Raw genomic sequence first — 19,261 nt, forward strand, 5'->3', positions numbered from 1 at the left:
ATATGTGAATATTTATACATCAAAAGACGATATTTATACATATTAATTCAATTGCATGAAGAAGTCTATAGCTATTGTAAAGTTCTTTTATTCGAAATCTTTGGAGAAATCGTATGTGTAAAAGCGTTCAAAGTTAAGCCAGTTTTCTGCTTCAGTTTCCCCATCTGCTAGACGTTTATCCATTTCCTCTAACATCCATGCAGTTTGCGAGATATGGGCACGCATAGATCCCATTTTTTGTTCTGCCGCTTCTTTTATATTATGCACAATATCTGGTTCTCCTAATACCTCCTTGGAATCATTAGAGAACGCAAGTGCATAAATCGTCGGGCGTTGTTCTACTGGCATACGTCGCACCGCGCGAATCATTGCACGTCCAGTCGCATCATGATCAGGATGTACAGCATAATTCGGATAAAACGTAATTATAAGAGAAGGATTCGTATCAGAGATTAGATTTTGCATCATCTCTACCATTTTTTCATCATCTTCAAATTCAATCGTTTTATCACGCAATCCCATCATACGAAGATCCTTAAGTCCCATTGCTTTAGCGGATGCAAGTAATTCTTCTTTACGAATTTGCGGCAATGTTTCGCGTGTGGCGAAAGGAGGGTTTCCTAAATTTCTTCCCATTTCTCCTAACGTTAAGCAAGCATATGTAACCGGAATTCCTTGATTGATATAAGTAGACATTGTACCAGATACTCCAAATGCTTCATCGTCAGGATGAGGAAATACTACTAATACATGTCGTTCCATTGGTAATGTCATTTATTTGTCCTCCTTAATAAGTAAATGGTGTTTTACTAATTTGTAACGCAACGGCTAGCTTTCCAGCTTGGTCATGACCTGCCATTAGTAAACGACCGTGTTCATCTAGTTCGAAATGGGTAATTCCTTGTGCATAAACCCAACCATGCGGAAGCTTCAACCCTATTCGGTGTGGAGATTCTCCAGCTATTTTCCCAAGTTCGTAACGAATCATTACGTTGCGAATAAAGGCACCCGCATTAAAAACGTTCTCGTTAAAATGGGCTGCATAAGCACCATTTGTCGTTTCTAAATGTATATATACATCCTCGTTTGCAAAATTATTCAAAAGCACTTGCAAGCGTTCTATTTGAACAAGTTCCATTATATTGCCTCCTAACATACTGTCTGCTACTAGTATAATGAAAAAAACTTCATGAAGCGAATGATTGAATTAGAGAAGATTACATAGTGATTGCAAATGGAGTAAGTTAGTTCAACTAGAGAGGAGTGTTTACTTGCTTTAGGTTGTTAGATACTTGCCCACCAAGTTGACTTACTTGTGTTCAAGGGGTTTTTACTTGCTTTCATTCTTTATTTACTTGCGCTTCACCAATATTTACTTAAGAAACGGTAATTTTATCCAAAGGTAAGTAGATGGATAAACATAAAAAAACACGCAGGTCATAGATGACTGTGCGTGTTTTTGGGAATGTATTATACAGTTGTTGTAGTTACTTCTGGTGCACCAAATTTTCCTTTAGCGCCATGAAGAACTGGCCCAACGTATTGATTTAATTTCCAACCATGTGCGATGGCAGCTGAAACAAATTCTTTCGCTTCAAAAACGGAATCAGCAACAGATAACCCATTAGCTAAGTTTGCAGTTATTGCTGCAGCAAACGTACAGCCGGCACCATGATTATAAGTAGTTTCAGTTTTTTCTGTTTCTAAAAGTGTATGATTTTGACCATCGAAAAATAGGTCTACAGCTTTTTCATGTTTTAACTGCTTTCCACCTTTGATGACTACATTCTTAGCGCCAAGTGCATGAATTTTTTCGGCAGCTGCTTTCATATCCTCGATTGTTTTCAAAGCTCCAAGTCCAGAAAGTTGACCAGCTTCGAAAAGGTTAGGCGTTACTACTAATGCGCGTGGAAGTAAAAACTCTATCATTGCATCCACTGTCCCAGGATTTAGGACTTCATCCTCGCCTTTACATACCATAACAGGGTCAATAACTACACTTTGTACTCCTGCTTCTTCTATAATATTCCCGGCAGTTTCGATAATTTCTTCTGTACTTAACATACCAGTTTTAATCGCATCTACATTTGTAGATAATGCTGTTTTTGCTTGACGTTTAATCTCTTCGACTGGCAATGAAAATACACCATGGCTCCAGCCGTTATCAGGATCCATAGTAGCTACAACTGTTAAAACATTCATGCCGTATGTACCGTGTTCTTGGAAAGTTTTTAAATCTGCTTGAATTCCAGCTCCACCAGAAGTATCAGAACCAGCTATTGTAAGTGTTTTTTTGATAGACATTGGACTTTTCCCCTTTTTCTATGGTGCGTATAATTACTTTATTGTATCAGATTTTGTCGGATATTTACATTATGGAATCTTCGGAGCAGTCCAAAACTTATATAAAACAAATAAACAAAAGATAGCTACAATACCCATTAAAAGAGAACCAACAAAAATTTCGTTTATCCATAATGAAACAGATAAAAAAATGAGAAATGCGATTAGCAGGATAAACACAAAAATAAAGCATCCCATTCCGATATTTTTAGCACCTTCCGGAACTTTACTTGTACTTGCTGCTTTTTCAATTTGTTTTAACTTTTCTCTATAGTGAAAATCTGCCATTTGAAAAATCTCCTTTTTTTTATCGTACCATGGTAGATTAGTTGTTAATAGCGAAACTTTTCGTTAATGTAAACGTAATAGAATTAGAGGAAAAGAGGGATGATATGCGAAAAGAGGACAAGATTCGTGAAATGGAAAAGCTTTTGAAGGAACTAAAAGCGCAGGATGAGACAGCTGCTACTATTGCAGAAAGCCCTTCCCGTAAAGGAATTAGCTTTTGGAAGATGCCTCGGGTTTTATACAAGTTTGGCTCTAAATCCTTCCTACTTATTGGATTATTCATTCTCTTATTAGTAGCAGCACTTCCATTCGCAGCTTTTTGGGCTATTAAAGGAAGTACGTTCACCGAAAGTAAGGGATCATTCGTTGAACAAGTACAAGCCCTAAATGAGTTGTCTACAGCCCAGGCATATACGAAAGTAATTATTGAAAGACAAGATAATGCAGTATTTGGAAAAGAGATCGGCATTAATTTGCCTGGTACGAAAAGACAGCTCCTTGTTGTTGTGCCAGGCTCTGTCAAAGCGGGTGTCGATTTTTCACAGGTGACTGCATCCGATATAGAAGTGGATGATGAGAATAGGACTGCCAAGTTAACATTGCCAAAACCAGAGTTTTTAGGTGGACCTGAGATTCTATTTGACCAGGTGGAAGTATTTTCGTATGAAGGATTATTCCGTGAGAAAGCGGATATAGAAGAAGCATATGAACTTGCGGAGACTGCGAAAGAGATGATGATTGAAGAAACAACCGGACAGGGTATTTTAGGATTAGCAGAAGAAAATGCCGCTAAATCGGTGAAAGAAATGTTCCAGTTAGTAGATTATGATGTAGAAGTGGAATTTAAGGAGTGACTTGAACATGCCAAGTTGGAAAGATGTGTTAAGAGAGGAATGGGAAAAGCCTTACTTTAAAGATCTACAGTTATTTCTAGATAATGAATATGCGAATCAAACCATTTTCCCAGCACGCAACGAAATTGGCAGTGCACTTAAAATGACCGCATATGATGACGTCAAAGTTGTCATTTTAGGCCAAGATCCATATCATGGGGAAGGTCAAGCCCATGGGATGAGTTTTTCGGTGAAGCCAGGTGTTCGTATACCTCCGAGCTTAAGAAATATGCTGAAGGAGCTTGCGGATGATTTAGGTTGTCCTTTACCGGATAGTGGATATTTAGAAAAGTGGGCAAAGCAAGGGGTTCTGCTGTTAAATACGGTATTAACTGTTCGAGCGGGGATAGCCAACTCCCATAAAGGAACGGGTTGGGAAACGTTTACGGATGCAGTGATTCAAAAGCTTTCCGATCGACCAAAACCAATTATTTTCGTTTTATGGGGCAAGCCGGCACAGTCCAAAATTAAATTGATTGATTCCGAAAAGCACATAATACATCAAGCGCCACACCCAAGCCCATTAAGTGCACATCGAGGATTTTTTGGGAGTAAGCCATACTCGAAGATCAATGCACAATTAGCGGCCTGGGGTGAGCAACCAATCGATTTTTGCCTATAAATATGCTACGATAGTCAGTGGAAAGTGGGGGAGGGCATTGGCTGTAAATTGTTTCAAATGTCGACACTTTTTTACTACATGGGATGCTCGGAATCCCCGTGGGTGTAAAGCATATGGATTTAAAACTAAGGAACTTCCCTCTATTGTAGTGCAGCGTTCCTCAGGAATGGAATGCTTGAAATTTGAACCAAAGCAAGTGGAGGGACAAAGACGATGATTTCTAATGAGCAATTATTAATGCAAATAGATAAACATCTAAAACACGCAAGAAATAATGGAAACGAGCAATCTGTCAGAGAATCATTAGTGGCAATTAAAGCATTATGTGACGTTGGTTTAGAAGTACAAATTCCAACACAGGCTCCTATTACTAGAGATGTACAGACAACTTCAGCAATTTTACCTACGCAACCAGTCGCTTTAAAAGAAGAAGATGCAAATGGAGAGTCCCTATTCGATTTTTAACAGAAAGAAGGAGAATTTTGTGCAATTTTTTATTATAGCAGGTGCCATTAATGGGTTTTTATCCGTTGCACTTGGAGCTTTTGGGGCACATCTATTAGAAGGCAAAGTTGCAGACAAATACTTATCTACATGGGATACTGCAGTCCACTACCAAATGTTCCATGCTTTAGCTTTAATAGCTATAGGTATATTGATGAGCAGCAAAGTACTTGGTCCTATCTCTACATTGAATACTGCTGGATATCTAATACTTGCAGGCATCATCATTTTCTCTGGTAGCTTATATGTGTTGAGCTTAACAGGCATTAGTATTTTAGGAGCAATAACACCTATCGGAGGAGTAGCATTTTTAGTAGGATGGATTATGCTCATAGTAGCCGCAGTGAAGCACGCAAGCTAATTGGAAAGTCGAATCTATTATGGGTTCGGCTTTTTTGGTTGAGGCGAGGATCCAACATAGCACGAAAAAAGCTTATTCGCAAAACGAATAAGCTTTAAGCATTAAGTGTAATAATTAATTTCTTCGTCAAATGTTACATAGTCTAAGTAAATCATAAGCATTAAGTATCTTTTGCCATTTGGATCACTAATAATAACATGATCGCGACCAGCTGCTTCCACATAGCCAGTAATTACTAAATTATTTCTCTCTTTGTTATTCTCGAACGTAAAATAGAATGTACCTAATTTCCCTCTGTTCGCTCTTAAAATATTTTCAATATAAGATTCTTCTGGTTGTCTACTAGCTGCCGGTAATTGTACGCTAGGTGGGGTCATAGGGTGTTGCATTTGCTGTTGTTGTTGTTGTTGTTGGGGAAATCCTCCAGGGTGCCAATAATATTGAACCATTCATACATCCTTTCTAAAGTTAAAGTTCTGGACAATCTGCAGTGGAAGGAGAGTAGAAGCAATGGGCTTTGAAACGGCCCGTATTCCATTGGTTATACCATTGTGCAGGGCATTCACCAGGTGGTTCAAAAAACCATAAAGAACGAGTTGCAGGGTGAAAACGTTCGCCATTAATAGTTCTTTGGGCAAGCCTTTTATCTTGCTCGCGTGCACGTTGATAGAAGTACGATTTCTGTGTTGCCTCAAATCCTCCGGGGCTTTGAAAAACCATTTCCTCCAGCGTACGGATATCTTTGAAATCTAAGCAGGCAGCACGAACTCTGTTTACTCCTACGTTCCCTACCATAAGCATGCCGAGCTCGCCTTCACTTTCTGCTTCTGAGCGCATCAGCCGTGCAAGTAGTTCCAATTGCTTCGTAGTGGATTTGACTACTGCCATTGCATCACCTCCTACCCATACACTATGCATCCAGATAGAAAATGATGAGCAAAGATTGTCTAATATCGAACGATTTTCCGTATATTGGCTTATCGAGATGCTTGGGCTAGTGGTTTACAAGCTTTTAAAAAGTATTTACTTGCGTTCATTCAGCGTTTACTTGCCTTACAGATAATATTGGAAATACATCCTATTCAAGAAAAGCCGGGCAAGAATACGCCCGTTCCTTTATGGTCAAAACCTGTTTCTATCGTTTTTGAAGGGCTTTGGACAGACGTTTTGCCAAGGCTGAAGCCGTGCCCGCAGAAAGCGTCCACCTGAACGGAAATCATAGTATTATTTATTTTACCAAGTCCCATGAATCCAGTGTTCACGGGATTTTTTTTATAAACTTCCCGTACTTTGTAAATAAAAAAAGACTGCATAGCTGCAGCCTTTATCTTTTATATATTAAAGAATGTAGAGCGTTTTTCGCCTGCAAGAATAGTACCTGTGAAGAATGATCCAAACTCTGCATAACGAGCGCTTACTTCATCAAAACGCATTTCGTATATTAATTTTTTAAATTGAAGCACATCGTCTGAGAATAGTGTTACGCCCCATTCGAAATCGTCAAAGCCGACTGATCCAGAAATAATTTGTTTAACTTTCCCAGCATAGCTGCGACCAATCAAACCATGGCTGCGCATTAAATCTTTACGTTGTTGCATTGGAAGCATGTACCAGTTGTCCTCGCCGTCACGACGCTTGTCCATTGGATAGAAGCAAATATATTGAGAGCGTTGAAGCTCTGGATATAAACGTGCACGAACATGTGGATTTTGATAAGGATCTTCATTAGATTCACCAGCCAAGTAGTTAGACAATTCTACTACCGAAACGTATGAATAAGCAGGAATCGTGAAGTCCGCTATTGTTAATTTATTGAATCTTGCTTCTAATTCTTGAAGCTCATCCATTGTAGGACGTAATGTCATTAACATAAAATCTGCTTTTTGCCCAACGATTGTATAAAAAGCATGTGCTCCCGTTTTTGCATCATCCGCAAGTTGCATTTCATCTAAAAATGCTACGAACTCATCAGTAGCTTGTTTGCGTAGTTCAGGATCTACTTGTTTCCAAGATGCCCAGTCCATTTGGCGGAAATCATGTAATACGTACCAACCATCTAATGTAATCGCTGCTTCATTCATTATTTATGACACTCCTTTAAGTTAAATAATCGCATATTAAGTGTATCATATACATTCAAACATTTCTTCTCATGACACGGCTTTGACATGACAATCTGTGACAAACTCGTGTATGCTTGAGGTAATAAAAAGGAGCGTAGGAGGAGACAATATGACGAATTTATTTGGAGAAATAAAAGAGAAATTAAGGGATGCCAAACTATCCATTATATTGCCTGAAGGAAATGACGAGCGAATTATTGAGGCGGCATTAAAACTGCAGGCTGAAGGAATCATTCGTCCCATCATTATTGGAAATAGAGAAGAAATTCCTTCTGCTCTAACCGTTATTAATCCTCAAACCTATGAAGAAATGGACAAGCTTGTCGCTGCTTTCGTAGAACGTCGTAAAGGCAAAGTGACAGATGAACAAGCGCGCGAAATTTTACAAGACGTCAATTATTTTGGAACAATGCTCGTTTATATGGAGCAAGCAAATGGCTTAGTAAGTGGAGCCGCACATACGACTGCCGAAACTGTACGCCCTGCATTACAAATTATTAAAACGAAGCCAGGGATCTCAAAAACAAGTGGAGCGTTCATCATGGTAAAAGAGGATGTTCGATATGTATTCGCAGATTGTGCGATCACTATTGCACCAACTAGTGAGGATTTAGCAGAAATTGCAGTTGAAAGTGCTAAAACAGCTACAGCATTTGGGATAAAACCTAAAGTCGCCATGCTATCTTTCTCTACAAAAGGCTCTGCTCAGTCAGAGGAAACAGAAAAAGTAGTGACAGCGACTGAATTAGCAAAACAGATGGATTCGAATATTTTAATAGAAGGAGAGCTACAATTCGATGCAAGTATTGTTCCAGCAATAGCTGCAAAAAAGGCTCCGGATGCAGCAGTACAAGGAGATGCAACAGTATTTGTGTTCCCATCATTAGAGGCAGGGAATATTGGTTATAAAATTGCACAGCGTTTAGGTGGATTTGAAGCAATTGGTCCTATTTTACAAGGATTGAATGCACCGGTAAATGATTTATCACGAGGTTGTTCTGCAGATGATGTATATAAGCTAGCTTACATAACAGCTGCACAAGCACTTATTTGAGGAGAAGTAATATGTCAGAAATAGAAGAATTATTGCAACAAGAAAAGTGGCGGTTTTGGGATCAATCGCTAAGTGGTAAAAGTAGATCCGCACTAGAATCATTCGCATCGGATGATTTACTCTGTCATTTAGTAGGGCAAGAGCAATCACCTGCAACCGTTCGTACATGGGTCCACTCTCAAACCGTTGTGTTAGGTATACAAGATCACCGACTGCCTTTTGTGGAGGATGCACAGGAGTATCTTCGCACACAGGGATATTCCCCAATCGTCCGCAATTCTGGTGGACTAGCTGTCGTCTTAGATGAAGGTGTACTCAATGTATCTATAATTTTGCCAGAAGCGAAGCAAGCAATAGATATACCAACGGGCTATGAAGTGATGCTTGCATTTGTCGAGCTTTTATTTCCAGAGGCGGATGGAAAAATAGAAGCTTATGAAATTATTGGATCGTATTGTCCAGGTTCATATGATTTAAGTATTGGTGGTAAAAAGTTTGCAGGAATTTCTCAGCGTAGATTGCGTCAGGGAATCGCAGTGCAAGTGTATTTATGTATTGAAGGCAGTGGAAGTGAACGAGCGGAACTAATTCGTAAATTTTATGAAATCGGCATTCAGGGAGAGAATACAAAGTTTACATACCCCGATATCAAACCAGAAGTAATGGCGTCAATGAATGAACTGCTTGGTACATCGTTCAGAGTAGAGGATATTGTCATTCGTATCCAACAGCTGCTCCAACAATTATCAGATATCGTTATCAATCAATCCGTCACACCAGATGAAATGGACCTTTATACGTTTTACATGCAACGAGTAGTAGATCGAAATAAGAAGATGCTAGAGAAATAATGTAGGAATTGGATACGTGGAGAGAACATGTCGTCTATACGAGAGAGCCACTCATATACGAGAGAGATTGGCTGTTATACGAGAGACCTCATCAGCCATATGAGAGAGAATCTGTTCCAAACGAGAGAGCCACCTGTAAACCGAGAGAGATTGGCTGTTATACGAGAGACCTCATCAGCCATACGAGAGAGAATCTGTTCCAAACGAGAGACCTCCTCGAACAATGCAGAGCCAACTGCCTAAACGAAAAACCGCGCCAGCACAAGCACAATCCCAAACCAAAGCAAAACAAAACCACCAATCTTTTAAATGATTGGTGGTTCTTTAGATACTAGGTTTCCATTTTTCTCCATTTGAAAAACGGGTACTGCTGGGATTTCCTCTTCGTTTAAAGTTACGAGACGTCTTGCGCGGTTCATGATTTGTACAAATTGCTCGTAATCTTGTTTAATAGCTGCGTTTTCTTTTTCTAGTTTTGCAAGTTCACTTTCTAATTTACGAATCTTTTCATTTGATATAGTTGATAGATGGCGATATCTAGAAATATCTGAATCACTATGCTGCAAACGTACGAGATATGCGATAATAATATCAATTGATAGTGCGGATACTGGAACGGATTGTGCACGATCACCTTCATCTTGTGATTTAGCAAGATAAATTCCGTTTCCTCTTCGTCTATAGTCTTTTCCTAATATACGAAGCTTTTCTTTTCTTTCTTTTTTCGCTTCCTTTAACTCACTTTCATATTGATGACGAACGACCGCATTCCAGCGAAATCCACATGCAGCTGCTGTTCGATTTAATTCATCACCAGCTTCTTCAAATGCGTTTAATTGAGTACTACCTTCTCGAACGTGACGTAATACCATCTCTGCAAGCATCTCATCATTTTCTGTCATCCAAGCGTCTTGTCTAATCTTTACCATGTTCTTCCTCCTACCATGTTCATAGTTTCGTTGTTCTATTAACATAATGGTCAACTTATTGCTCTTTTATTCACGTAATATACACTTGATAGCAATATAAACTTTAAGATACAATGACCTGTAGACTATTACTATTTAACATAATTCAGTTGGAGCCAAAATAAAAAATGAAATATGTTAATAACTCCGGCGGATGAAAGGGGTTGTGGACTATGGCAAATCATTTTCGAGTTTGCGATGAGTGTCAGGCCGTCAATTTAAAAACATTAATACCAAAACTAAAAGCGATTGATCCTGAGGCAGAAATCGAAGTGAAGGAATGTCAATCATACTGCGGTCCTGGACGTAAAAAGACATTCGCATTTATCAATAATCGTCCCGTTGCGGCGTTGACGGAAGACGAATTAATGGAAAAAGTACGCGCCAAGATAGCAGATTAATACGAACTTTTGCCGCCTTTTAATATGCGGCTTTTTTCTTTATAATAGATACTAAATAATAACTAGTACTTCGGAGGTGGAAAAATGAGCTATGCGACACAAAAGCTAGCAGAAGAAAAAGTGTTTAAAGATCCAGTTCACCGCTATATCCATGTCCGCGACCAGGTCATCTGGGATGTTATCGGCGCAAAAGAATTTCAACGACTTCGCCGCATCAAACAGCTTGGAACTACATATCTAGTTTTTCATGGTGCCGAACATAGCCGTTTCAATCACTCGTTAGGTGTGTATGAAATTGTACGAAGAATTGTAGATGATAGTTTTAGTGGACGTCCAGAATGGGACGATTCTGAAAGACTAGTAGCGTTATGTGCAGCGCTTCTCCATGATTTAGGACATGGTCCATTTTCTCATGCGTTTGAGAATGTGTTTGGATTAGACCATGAATATTTTACGCAACAAATTATACTTGGCGATACGGATGTCAATAATATATTAAAAAGAGTAAGCCAAGACTTTCCGCAACGAGTTGCTGACGTTATCGGTAAAACGTATTCGAATAAGCAGGTAGTTAGTTTAATATCCAGTCAAATTGATGCCGACCGAATGGATTATTTACAAAGAGATGCATATTTCACTGGCGTAAGCTACGGACACTTCGATATGGAACGAATTTTGCGCGTTATGCGACCAAGAGAAGATCAAGTAGTTATTAAATCGAGTGGAATGCATGCGGTAGAAGACTATATAATGAGTAGATATCAAATGTACTGGCAAGTATATTTTCACCCAGTTTCCCGCAGTGCTGAAGTGATTTTGACGAAGATCTTACATCGAGCAAAGGCATTAAGTGAAATGGGATATGATTTTGAACAGCAACCGACTCATTTTAGAGGTTTCTTTGATGGTACATATACTTTAGATGAGTACCTTGCATTAGATGAAGGGGTTTTATTGACCTATTTTCAGCTGTGGATGACAGAAAAAGATCCAATTCTGTCGGACTTGAGTAATCGTTTTGTGAACCGAAAATTATTTCAGTATATTGAGTTTGATTTGGCAAAAGATTATATGAAGATGAAAGAATTAGAGTCGTTATTCAACAAAGCGGGTATAGATCCAGAGTATTACTTAGTTTTCGATTCATCCTCAGATTTACCATATGATTTTTATCGTCCGGGAGAGGAAGGAGAGCGTATACCGATTCATTTGTTGAAGCCAAATGGAGAAATTCGGGAGCTATCACGTGAATCCGAAGTAGTGGAGGCCATCACTGGGAAAAGAAGAACGGATCATAAATTGTATTTCCCAGAAGATATTTTAACTAAAGATGGTAAGAAAAAAGCACTGAAAAAACAAATACTCGATTTATTAACATAATGTACTGGAAAGTAAAGGTGGGGTCTAGTTGATAGAAGAACATGCAAAAATTGTACAATTTATCGGAGCAGCGGACGGTATTACAGGAAGAAAAAAATTGCAAAAAATGATCTACATCGCAAAAAAACTTCAATATCCATACAAGGAAAAATACGAATTCCATTTTTATGGCCCTTATTCAGAAGAACTTACCTTACGAGTTGAAGAATTATGTAACATGGGATTTTTACAAGAAGAACGACAAGATAAAGGTTCATACGTTCAATATAAATACCAAATGACAGACGCAGGCGAGCATTTCACGCAAATGGCTCAAGTACCTGCTGCAACTCGAGATTTAGTAGCCTGCATTAATCAAATGAAAGATAAAAGCTCTCGCTTCCTAGAACTAGTATCCACATTATTGTATTTCGACTACCTACCAAAAGAGGAGCAAATCGAAAAACTTCACGTCGTAAAAGGGAAACTTAACTTCACAAATGAAGAAATCGAAGACGCATTTACATTTGTCATGAATCTCATGAATGAAAGAGCTATCCAATAGGATGGCTTTTTTTGTAGGAAAATTTCCCTCTTCGCAAGTAAAAGGTACCTAAGAGCAAGTAAACTGAGAAGTAGCGCAAGTAACAAATAAAGAGAGCAAGTAAATCACGCTTGAGCGCAAGTAAACGACAGGAAAGAGCAAGTAAGTCATAAAACTCGACCTAGAATAAATGAAACAAAAAACGAACCCTTCGAAAAGGGTTCGTGTCTGTTCTAATTATCTATCGCTGAACAACTTACCAGCAGTTCCATAATGATTTTTCGGCATTTCTTCGATGAATACAGTGACATTCTCTACAGGTGCGTTAACTGTTTCGGAAACAGCTGCAGTTACCTTCTCTACTAATGCTCTTTTTTGATCATCAGTACGGCCTTCAAGCATTTTTACTGTTACATATGGCATTTCATTTCCTCCTTTAGTGAAATTTTCTGTATACTAGTATCATAACAGAACGGAGGGAACTGTCGAATGACTAACGAAGAAAAACCAAAACAAAAAATTGGCTTCACGATTATTAAAAATGATCCGACCGATGGACATAAGGGATTCGGTATAGGTTCTCTTTCTTTAGAGAATGTATCTCCAGTCATTATTGATATAGAAGAAGACATTGCAAGAGTTGAAATAGGAGCAATGCATGCGAGAAGCGACACGGAGCGAGGCATTAAATTTACGACGAATCCAGAAGACTCAGCTGGAGGAAAACCGTATTGGCTAGTCTGGGTAACGATAGATTATAATCCGGAAGGACCTTATTTCGCTGGAGTTAGTGCCTGTGAAATGGTTATTAACCGTGAAAAACGCCGTGGCTTTAAAAATTTAGCCGATCATGTGAATCGTATGGACAAATCCATGAAACGTCAAATCTTGGTCGATTTTATGGATGATCGCTCCAAAAATATTTTACGCGAATTTTTGCAGTCTCATAACAAAGAAATGTGGGATAGAAGCGAAGAAAAGCTACATCAGGACTTGACTGTTTGAGCAAACTATTCAAATAGTCTGTTTAGGTGGTTGAATTAATAGTAAAAAGACAGTACAATTTAGTTAAAGCTTACTTCCAAGTAATGCTAGGACACTTAGTGGACTCAAGTAAGTAAATTGTTTGTGCGAACGGACAACCCAATCCAATCAACGCATTCTTTTTACAGAAAGCCAAGCTAAGAAAAAGCTTTCTATTACCTAAATATAGGTAGTAGAAAGCTTTTTATTATGGTTTTTTGTTGTAACAGATTAACCGATTAGTTGGAGGAATCGACCGATGTTATCGCAATACAACCGATTACTCACTTCTTTCAACCGATTCTCCATTTCCAAACCCTATTCAAATAAATTAAAAGGAAAGATGGACCAAGGAGAAGAGTCTTCCGAATTCTCCTCGAAAGTTTGCTGTTTCAATTTTGGATCAGTGCAAAGCTTAGTTGGAACATCTTTTTTCTTCAAATAGACTAGTCGCTGTTTTTTACAGGCAGATGTAGCGATTCCACCTGTTTCTATATCGACTATAACGCCTTGTACACCATCGGGAGCAATGAAAGGCTCGACTGGGAGTCCCTGATGAACGGCTTCCATAAATTCAATCCATACTTGTTTTGTTACTTGCCTTGCCTCTGCATCACTCACTTGTTTACCTTGATCGTACCCATTCCAAACAGCTGCTGTTAGCTGAGGGGAGAAACCTATCAAATATTGATCGGTATTTGTAGTTCCAGATTTCGCAGCATAAGGTCTAGTCTGTTTTGCTCGAATACTAATTCCTGTAGCTGGTGAGTAATCATTGAAAACTGGGTCGAACATGCCTGTGAGTAAATGCGATAATATAAACGAGTCTTGTTCGGATAATACCTTTTTCCCTTTTACATCGTTTTTCTCTATATCATAAATGACGTTTCCACTATTATCCGTTATTTTAGTAATGTACGTAGGTTTTTTCTGGATGCCTCCAGCAGATATGGTGTTATAAACTTTAGTCATTTCTAAAAGAGAAACTTCCGTCGTCCCAAGCGCTGTTGCGGGAGTATCCTTGACATTCATATCCAAATCAAATCTTTCTGCTAATTGTTGAAAAGGCTTATACCCTATTTGTTCTAACGTTTTAACAGCATAGATATTATCAGAAATTGCGAGTGCCTGTGCAAGTGAAATAGGGTGACCTGCAAACTCTCCGTTCACATTTTTCGGTTCATATTCTTGGCGTCCATTATCATATGTGAAAATAGTACGTTCACTTTTCATATAAGTAAGAGGGGAGAATCCATTTTCTAAAGCCGCTGCAAATAATAGTGCTTTTATCGTAGAACCAGGCTGTCTTTTAGCTTGCGTAACACGATTAAATGGGCTATCAGCGAAATTTCGTCCACCGACCATTGCCGTTACATAACCGGTATCTGGTTCCATACTTACGAACCCTATTTGTAATTCTCCGTCTGGCATCCACTTTTCAATCATTTCTTCTGCTACTTGTTGATGCTGTCTATTTAACGTAGTTTCAATCGTCCAGCCACCTTCTTCAATACGTCGACCTTTTCCCAAGGTAATTTCTGTAGCTTCTTTCCACACTTCCTCCAAAAAGTAAGGGGCAGTTTTTTGTTTAATTAAAGAGTCTTCCGCTTTTAATACGAAATTTTCGTTAACAGCTCGTTCCTTTTGGTCAGAAGATATCATTTGTTGGTTTTCCATCAATTTTAAGATTAGTTGTTGGCGAGTGACTGCTTTTTCTTCATTAACTAAAGGTGAATAGTAGGTAGGACCTTTTGGAATCCCGACTAATAATGCTGATTCCGCTAGAGTTAAAGATTTGGCACTCTTTCCGAAATAGAATCTACTGGCTGCCTCAACCCCATACATACCATGACCAAAGTACACAGTATTCAAATATCCTTCTAACAAATCATCCTTATCGTAGAATATTTCAAGTCGGTACGCATACAGTGCTTCATTAATCTTCCGAGTCCAAGACTTTTCATGCGTAAGAAACAAATTACGAGCGTATTGCTGGGTAATTGTACTGGCACCCTCCACCTTTTTTCCGGCTTTTACATCCTTTAAAACAGCAGAAGCAATGCGAGAATAATCAAACCCATGATGCTCATAAAATTCCTGATCCTCTACTGCAACAGTGGCTTGCGGTAGAAAAGGAGACATCTCCTCCAATGAAATCCAGTATCTGCGCTGATCTTCAAAACGATCACCAATAACATTTCCTTGACTGTCTAAAAAGACAGAAGAAATTGGCACTTGAATTATAGGAGCACCAACAATTTGAGCGTATATTCGGAGCGTGATGAGTGCGCCAAAAAGTGCACAACTAGCGGCAATACTTAAAAGTAACAGCCTTTTCCATCGTTTGCTTCGTATGACTTTTTTCTTATGTTGAATACGCCCCATGAAATCAACTCCGATCTAATTGATGTTTTCATTAGTATGAGAACAATAGATTCAAATTAAACGGAAAAACAAAAAAGTATTGCACTTTTGTCAAAAAGCACTATACTTTCAATGTATTTATTTTTTTTAATAAATAACAAAACCCATTATAGAAACGGAGATAGATAAATGGCTGGATTTTGGTTTACAGAGAAGCAAACCGAGAATTTTGGCATCACAATGAAGGTGAAACGCACTCTTCATACCGAGCAAACAGATTTTCAATTATTAGAAATGGCAGAAACAGAAGAATGGGGAAATATGCTCTTTTTAGATGGCATGGTAATGACCTCTCAAAGAGATGAATTTGTATACCATGAAATGGTGGCACATGTTCCTTTATTCACACATCCAAACCCTGAAAATGTGTTAGTAGTTGGTGGTGGAGACGGTGGAGTAATTCGTGAAATTATGAAGCATCCAAAAGTGAAGAAAGCAACACTTGTTGATATAGATGGAAAAGTAATTGAATACTCAAAAGTATACTTACCAGAAATTGCTTGTGAGTTAGAAAACCCTCGCGTAGATGTTCAAGTTGGTGATGGTTTCATGCATATTGCAGAATCTGAAAATGAATATGATGTAATTATGGTAGATTCTACAGAGCCAGTAGGACCTGCAGTAAATCTATTTACAAAAGGCTTCTATGCAGGTATTTCTAAAGCATTAAAAGAAGACGGTCTATTCGTTGCACAATCGGACAACCCATGGTTTAAGGCCGACTTAATTCGTCAGGTTCAAAAAGACGTGAAGGAGATTTTCCCAATAACAAATATGTATTTGGCGAATATTCCAACATACCCAAGTGGACTATGGTGCTTTACAATCGGTTCTAAAAAGTATGATCCGCTACAAGTGCCAGACGAGCAATTCTTTGATATTGAAACAAAATATTATACAAAAGAACTTCACAAAGCGGCATTTGTGTTACCGAAATTTGTGAAAGATCTAGCAGGGGAGTAAGTCTATGCGATTTAGTGAAGATTACTCTGGAAATGTATTTATTAAAAGCAAACAAAATTATGAAGAGGCGCAGGCTGTCATTTATGGTATGCCAATGGACTGGACAGTAAGCTATCGTCCAGGTTCACGCTTTGGTCCTGGGCGTATCCGTGAAGCATCGATTGGTTTAGAGGAGTATAGCCCGTATCTTGACCGCGAGCTAGATGACGTCAATTATTTTGATGCTGGGGATATTCCACTGCCATTCGGTAATGCAGCGAAAAGCTTAGAGCTAATCGCAGACTTTATCCGTCAATTATTGATAAACGGGAAAATCCCAGTAGGCATGGGTGGCGAACACTTAGTGTCATGGCCTGTCATGAAAACAGTGGCAGACAACTATGACAACTTAGCGATTATTCATATGGATGCACATACAGATTTACGTGAAGAATACGAAGGCGAACCGCTTTCTCATTCCACACCAATCCGTAAAATCGCCGAATACATCGGTCCAAAAAACGTCTACTCATTCGGAATCCGTTCTGGTATGAAAGAAGAGTTTGACTGGGCAAAAGAGAACGGCATGCAAATTCATAAGTTCGAAGTATTGGAGCCATTGAAAAAAGTGCTACCAACACTTGAAGGGCGTCCTGTCTATGTAACAATCGACATCGACGTACTCGACCCAGCGCACGCACCTGGAACAGGAACAGTAGACTGCGGCGGAATCACAAGCCGAGAGCTACTAGCCTCCATCCACGCAATTGCAAACTCTGGCGTAAACGTAGTAGGCTTCGATTTAGTCGAAGTAGCACCAAACTACGATCCTTCAGAACAAACTGTGAACACTGCTAGTAAATTACTACGCGAAATGATTTTAGGCTGGGTGAAATAGAAAGCGGTACTTAGTGTTACTGCGGCGAGCTTGCGCAGGAGCAAACAGTAAATACTGCTTCGAAGCTTCTAGGGGAAATGATCTTAGGGTGGGTTAAATAATCATTAATAAAACGTGATGTCTTCATGGCATTACGTTTTTCCTTTTGTATAAATAAAAAGAATCGGTCCACGCTGGGATAGTCTCTCCTACACAGTACCACCAGGATGTTTGTAGCATGCAGAAAGTAAATACATATCCCAATAAAAAAGAGGGAACCCTCATTTACTTGCTTTCCTTCTTTAAATACTAGCACTCGATGAAGATTTATTTGGAAAATGGCAAATTACTCCATTATAGTTGCTACTCTTGTCTTCTTCAAACTAGACTAGTGCCTTTCCTTGAACATGCGTAGGCAGACGATTCCGGAATCTATTAATAATAAAAACGCAAGCATATTGTTCATAATAGTGAACAATATAATCACGTTTTCTGTTGGAGATTTAATTTACACTAATTACTTTGATTGATATGTACTACTTTATTTCTTCCTGAAGTTTTAGCTAGGTAAAGGGCTTCATCTGCAAGCTTGTATAATTCATGAGTAGTTACTGCATCTTGTGGGAATGTACTGATACCGCCAGAGATAGTGATATCCAGTTTTTCACCTGAAGAGATTTGGAACACATTTTTTTCTATTGCTTGTCTAATAAGGTCTGCACTTTCTAAACTATTTTCCTCTGAAGTATTAGGAAGGAGGACAGAAAATTCTTCGCCGCCATTTCGAGAAACAATACCTCCGTAAGGATTACTAGCATCTTTTATACGAAGTGCCAATTCTTTCAAAACCTCGTCGCCGACAGGATGTCCGTATGTATCATTTACTTTTTTGAAATAGTCGATATCTAGTATTAGGAGCGAAAATACTTTATTTTTCTCTAAAAGATTTTGGACATATTCTTGAAACTTCCTGTTATTATTCAAACCAGTAAGGTGGTCTGTTACGGACATTTCCTCGATATGTCTAATCTTTTCAAAAAGATTGCTAAGTTGGTTTAAAACGATAAAAATAATTGAAAACGATACGATTGAATACAAGATAAAACTTATAACGGCCATCCAAGTTTCAAATGTCCAGTTGCCTAAGAAACCTATTATAAGAGAAGTATGTACAATTGAATATCCAAAAAAGTAGGGAACATTTTGAAAGGTCATTGTTTTCTTGAGGCTCAAAATTCCAATGACCAGTCCCACAATAATAGTGCTGCTTCCTGCTATCAGCGAACTTGTAGAGTACCCGTACATAAACAATCGGAACAGCCCGATAATTGTTCCACTTATAATAGTTGCAAATGGTCCTCCGAGAACACCAGATAAGGCAATAACGGCCATTCTGCCGTCCATAATAACGAAATCCGAAATGTTTATAGAGGTTAACATCAATAAACAACCGGTTAACCCGCTAAGTATTCCAAGAATAAATGGATTATATTTGGAAGATGGAATATAAATATTAAGCCTATTTTGAAATGGTATATAGGTAAGAATTGCAAAAGTAAAAAGAATACAAAAGTTAATAATAAAATCAATAAGCAAGATGGTCACCTTCTTAAAATATCTAGGTCCATTATACCTTTTTGAGCATGAATAGTGTATGACTTTTTGGTGAAAAAGTTGTCACTAA

The 19,261-nt window shown here is 38.6% G+C and carries 24 protein-coding genes; 13 read left to right on the top strand and 11 right to left on the bottom strand.

Annotation, left to right across the window (positions count from 1 at the left end; translation table 11 throughout):
- Nucleotides 1-87: 87 nt before the first annotated feature.
- From bshB2 to ACN6MX_RS01735, 4 genes are all read right to left on the bottom strand, one after another.
- Complete coding sequence (gene bshB2, locus ACN6MX_RS01720; protein WP_419960964.1) at nucleotides 88-774, bottom strand: bacillithiol biosynthesis deacetylase BshB2; 687 nt, start codon at nucleotides 772-774, stop codon at nucleotides 88-90.
- Between the two features lie 13 nt (nucleotides 775-787).
- The gene (locus ACN6MX_RS01725) at nucleotides 788-1,138 is read right to left on the bottom strand and encodes a YojF family protein (RefSeq protein ID WP_419960965.1); all 351 of its coding nucleotides are present in this window, start codon (nucleotides 1,136-1,138) and stop codon (nucleotides 788-790) included.
- A gap of 332 nt (nucleotides 1,139-1,470) precedes the next feature.
- The gene (gene thiD / locus ACN6MX_RS01730; protein WP_419960966.1) at nucleotides 1,471-2,304 is read right to left on the bottom strand and encodes a bifunctional hydroxymethylpyrimidine kinase/phosphomethylpyrimidine kinase; all 834 of its coding nucleotides are present in this window, start codon (nucleotides 2,302-2,304) and stop codon (nucleotides 1,471-1,473) included.
- Between the two features lie 69 nt (nucleotides 2,305-2,373).
- A complete protein-coding gene (locus ACN6MX_RS01735; RefSeq protein WP_419960967.1) occupies nucleotides 2,374-2,631 on the bottom strand; it encodes a hypothetical protein in 258 nt (85 codons plus the stop codon).
- A gap of 104 nt (nucleotides 2,632-2,735) precedes the next feature.
- Here ACN6MX_RS01735 and ACN6MX_RS01740 point away from each other — a divergent pair, with 104 nt between their 5' ends.
- From ACN6MX_RS01740 to ACN6MX_RS01760, 5 genes are read left to right on the top strand one after another with little or no spacing between them, the layout of a single operon-like run.
- Nucleotides 2,736-3,485 carry a DUF4230 domain-containing protein gene (locus ACN6MX_RS01740; RefSeq protein WP_419960968.1) on the top strand — a complete coding sequence of 250 codons (750 nt, stop codon included), beginning with the start codon at nucleotides 2,736-2,738 and terminating at the stop codon, nucleotides 3,483-3,485.
- A gap of 7 nt (nucleotides 3,486-3,492) precedes the next feature.
- A complete protein-coding gene (locus ACN6MX_RS01745; protein WP_419960969.1) occupies nucleotides 3,493-4,146 on the top strand; it encodes a uracil-DNA glycosylase in 654 nt (217 codons plus the stop codon).
- A 37-nt stretch (nucleotides 4,147-4,183) separates the two neighbouring features.
- Nucleotides 4,184-4,363 carry a uracil-DNA glycosylase gene (locus ACN6MX_RS01750; RefSeq protein ID WP_419960970.1) on the top strand — a complete coding sequence of 60 codons (180 nt, stop codon included), beginning with the start codon at nucleotides 4,184-4,186 and terminating at the stop codon, nucleotides 4,361-4,363.
- A complete protein-coding gene (locus tag ACN6MX_RS01755) occupies nucleotides 4,360-4,611 on the top strand; it encodes a YwdI family protein (RefSeq protein WP_419960971.1) in 252 nt (83 codons plus the stop codon). Before ACN6MX_RS01750 ends, ACN6MX_RS01755 begins: the two co-directional genes overlap by 4 nt.
- A gap of 19 nt (nucleotides 4,612-4,630) precedes the next feature.
- On the top strand, nucleotides 4,631-5,011 hold the full coding sequence (locus ACN6MX_RS01760; RefSeq protein WP_419960972.1) for a DUF423 domain-containing protein: 381 nt from the start codon (nucleotides 4,631-4,633) through the stop codon (nucleotides 5,009-5,011).
- A 101-nt stretch (nucleotides 5,012-5,112) separates the two neighbouring features.
- Here the strand turns inward: ACN6MX_RS01760 and gerQ are convergent, their stop codons facing one another.
- The 3 genes from gerQ to hemQ all read right to left on the bottom strand — a co-directional run bounded on the left by gerQ (nucleotide 5,113) and on the right by hemQ (nucleotide 7,092).
- Complete coding sequence (gene gerQ, locus ACN6MX_RS01765; protein ID WP_419960973.1) at nucleotides 5,113-5,460, bottom strand: spore coat protein GerQ; 348 nt, start codon at nucleotides 5,458-5,460, stop codon at nucleotides 5,113-5,115.
- Nucleotides 5,461-5,479: 19 nt separating this feature from the next.
- Nucleotides 5,480-5,899, bottom strand: a complete 420-nt coding sequence (locus ACN6MX_RS01770) for a cell wall hydrolase (protein WP_419960974.1) — start codon at nucleotides 5,897-5,899, stop codon at nucleotides 5,480-5,482.
- A gap of 443 nt (nucleotides 5,900-6,342) precedes the next feature.
- Nucleotides 6,343-7,092: a hydrogen peroxide-dependent heme synthase gene (hemQ, locus tag ACN6MX_RS01775; RefSeq protein WP_419960975.1), complete on the bottom strand. Its 750-nt coding sequence runs from the start codon at nucleotides 7,090-7,092 to the stop codon at nucleotides 6,343-6,345.
- 151 nt (nucleotides 7,093-7,243) lie between these two features.
- Between hemQ and pta the strand changes: the two genes are divergently transcribed.
- Complete coding sequence (pta, locus tag ACN6MX_RS01780; protein WP_419960976.1) at nucleotides 7,244-8,188, top strand: phosphate acetyltransferase; 945 nt, start codon at nucleotides 7,244-7,246, stop codon at nucleotides 8,186-8,188.
- 20 nt (nucleotides 8,189-8,208) lie between these two features.
- On the top strand, nucleotides 8,209-9,039 hold the full coding sequence (locus tag ACN6MX_RS01785; RefSeq protein WP_419962532.1) for a lipoate--protein ligase family protein: 831 nt from the start codon (nucleotides 8,209-8,211) through the stop codon (nucleotides 9,037-9,039).
- 305 nt (nucleotides 9,040-9,344) lie between these two features.
- Here the strand turns inward: ACN6MX_RS01785 and ACN6MX_RS01790 are convergent, their stop codons facing one another.
- Nucleotides 9,345-9,968 carry an RsfA family transcriptional regulator gene (locus ACN6MX_RS01790; RefSeq protein WP_419960977.1) on the bottom strand — a complete coding sequence of 208 codons (624 nt, stop codon included), beginning with the start codon at nucleotides 9,966-9,968 and terminating at the stop codon, nucleotides 9,345-9,347.
- A gap of 212 nt (nucleotides 9,969-10,180) precedes the next feature.
- Between ACN6MX_RS01790 and ACN6MX_RS01795 the strand changes: the two genes are divergently transcribed.
- The 3 genes from ACN6MX_RS01795 to ACN6MX_RS01805 all read left to right on the top strand — a co-directional run bounded on the left by ACN6MX_RS01795 (nucleotide 10,181) and on the right by ACN6MX_RS01805 (nucleotide 12,332).
- Nucleotides 10,181-10,408 carry a DUF1450 domain-containing protein gene (locus tag ACN6MX_RS01795; RefSeq protein WP_093061364.1) on the top strand — a complete coding sequence of 76 codons (228 nt, stop codon included), beginning with the start codon at nucleotides 10,181-10,183 and terminating at the stop codon, nucleotides 10,406-10,408.
- Between the two features lie 84 nt (nucleotides 10,409-10,492).
- Nucleotides 10,493-11,788 carry an HD domain-containing protein gene (locus ACN6MX_RS01800; RefSeq protein WP_419960978.1) on the top strand — a complete coding sequence of 432 codons (1,296 nt, stop codon included), beginning with the start codon at nucleotides 10,493-10,495 and terminating at the stop codon, nucleotides 11,786-11,788.
- Nucleotides 11,789-11,816: 28 nt separating this feature from the next.
- A complete protein-coding gene (locus ACN6MX_RS01805) occupies nucleotides 11,817-12,332 on the top strand; it encodes a YwgA family protein (protein WP_419960979.1) in 516 nt (171 codons plus the stop codon).
- Nucleotides 12,333-12,548: 216 nt separating this feature from the next.
- Here ACN6MX_RS01805 and ACN6MX_RS01810 read toward each other — a convergent pair whose 3' ends face one another.
- Entirely contained in the window at nucleotides 12,549-12,734 is a 186-nt protein-coding gene (locus tag ACN6MX_RS01810; protein ID WP_419960980.1) for a 2-hydroxymuconate tautomerase, read from the bottom strand.
- 66 nt (nucleotides 12,735-12,800) lie between these two features.
- Between ACN6MX_RS01810 and ACN6MX_RS01815 the strand changes: the two genes are divergently transcribed.
- Nucleotides 12,801-13,316 carry a YwhD family protein gene (locus tag ACN6MX_RS01815; protein WP_419960981.1) on the top strand — a complete coding sequence of 172 codons (516 nt, stop codon included), beginning with the start codon at nucleotides 12,801-12,803 and terminating at the stop codon, nucleotides 13,314-13,316.
- Nucleotides 13,317-13,652: 336 nt separating this feature from the next.
- Here ACN6MX_RS01815 and ACN6MX_RS01820 read toward each other — a convergent pair whose 3' ends face one another.
- Entirely contained in the window at nucleotides 13,653-15,719 is a 2,067-nt protein-coding gene (locus ACN6MX_RS01820) for a transglycosylase domain-containing protein (RefSeq protein WP_419960982.1), read from the bottom strand.
- Nucleotides 15,720-15,887: 168 nt separating this feature from the next.
- Between ACN6MX_RS01820 and speE the strand changes: the two genes are divergently transcribed.
- Nucleotides 15,888-16,721, top strand: a complete 834-nt coding sequence (gene speE / locus ACN6MX_RS01825) for a spermidine synthase (protein ID WP_211893000.1) — start codon at nucleotides 15,888-15,890, stop codon at nucleotides 16,719-16,721.
- A 4-nt stretch (nucleotides 16,722-16,725) separates the two neighbouring features.
- Nucleotides 16,726-17,598 carry an agmatinase gene (speB, locus tag ACN6MX_RS01830; RefSeq protein ID WP_419960983.1) on the top strand — a complete coding sequence of 291 codons (873 nt, stop codon included), beginning with the start codon at nucleotides 16,726-16,728 and terminating at the stop codon, nucleotides 17,596-17,598.
- Nucleotides 17,599-18,090: 492 nt separating this feature from the next.
- On the opposite strand, the gene ACN6MX_RS01835 is transcribed toward speB, so the two are convergent.
- Nucleotides 18,091-19,173 carry a diguanylate cyclase gene (locus ACN6MX_RS01835; RefSeq protein ID WP_419960984.1) on the bottom strand — a complete coding sequence of 361 codons (1,083 nt, stop codon included), beginning with the start codon at nucleotides 19,171-19,173 and terminating at the stop codon, nucleotides 18,091-18,093.
- Between the last annotated feature and the right edge of the window lie 88 nt (nucleotides 19,174-19,261).

It is taken from the genome of Psychrobacillus sp. BM2 (assembly GCF_048572895.1).
In the GTDB taxonomy this organism is placed as follows: Bacteria; Bacillota; Bacilli; order Bacillales_A; family Planococcaceae; genus Psychrobacillus.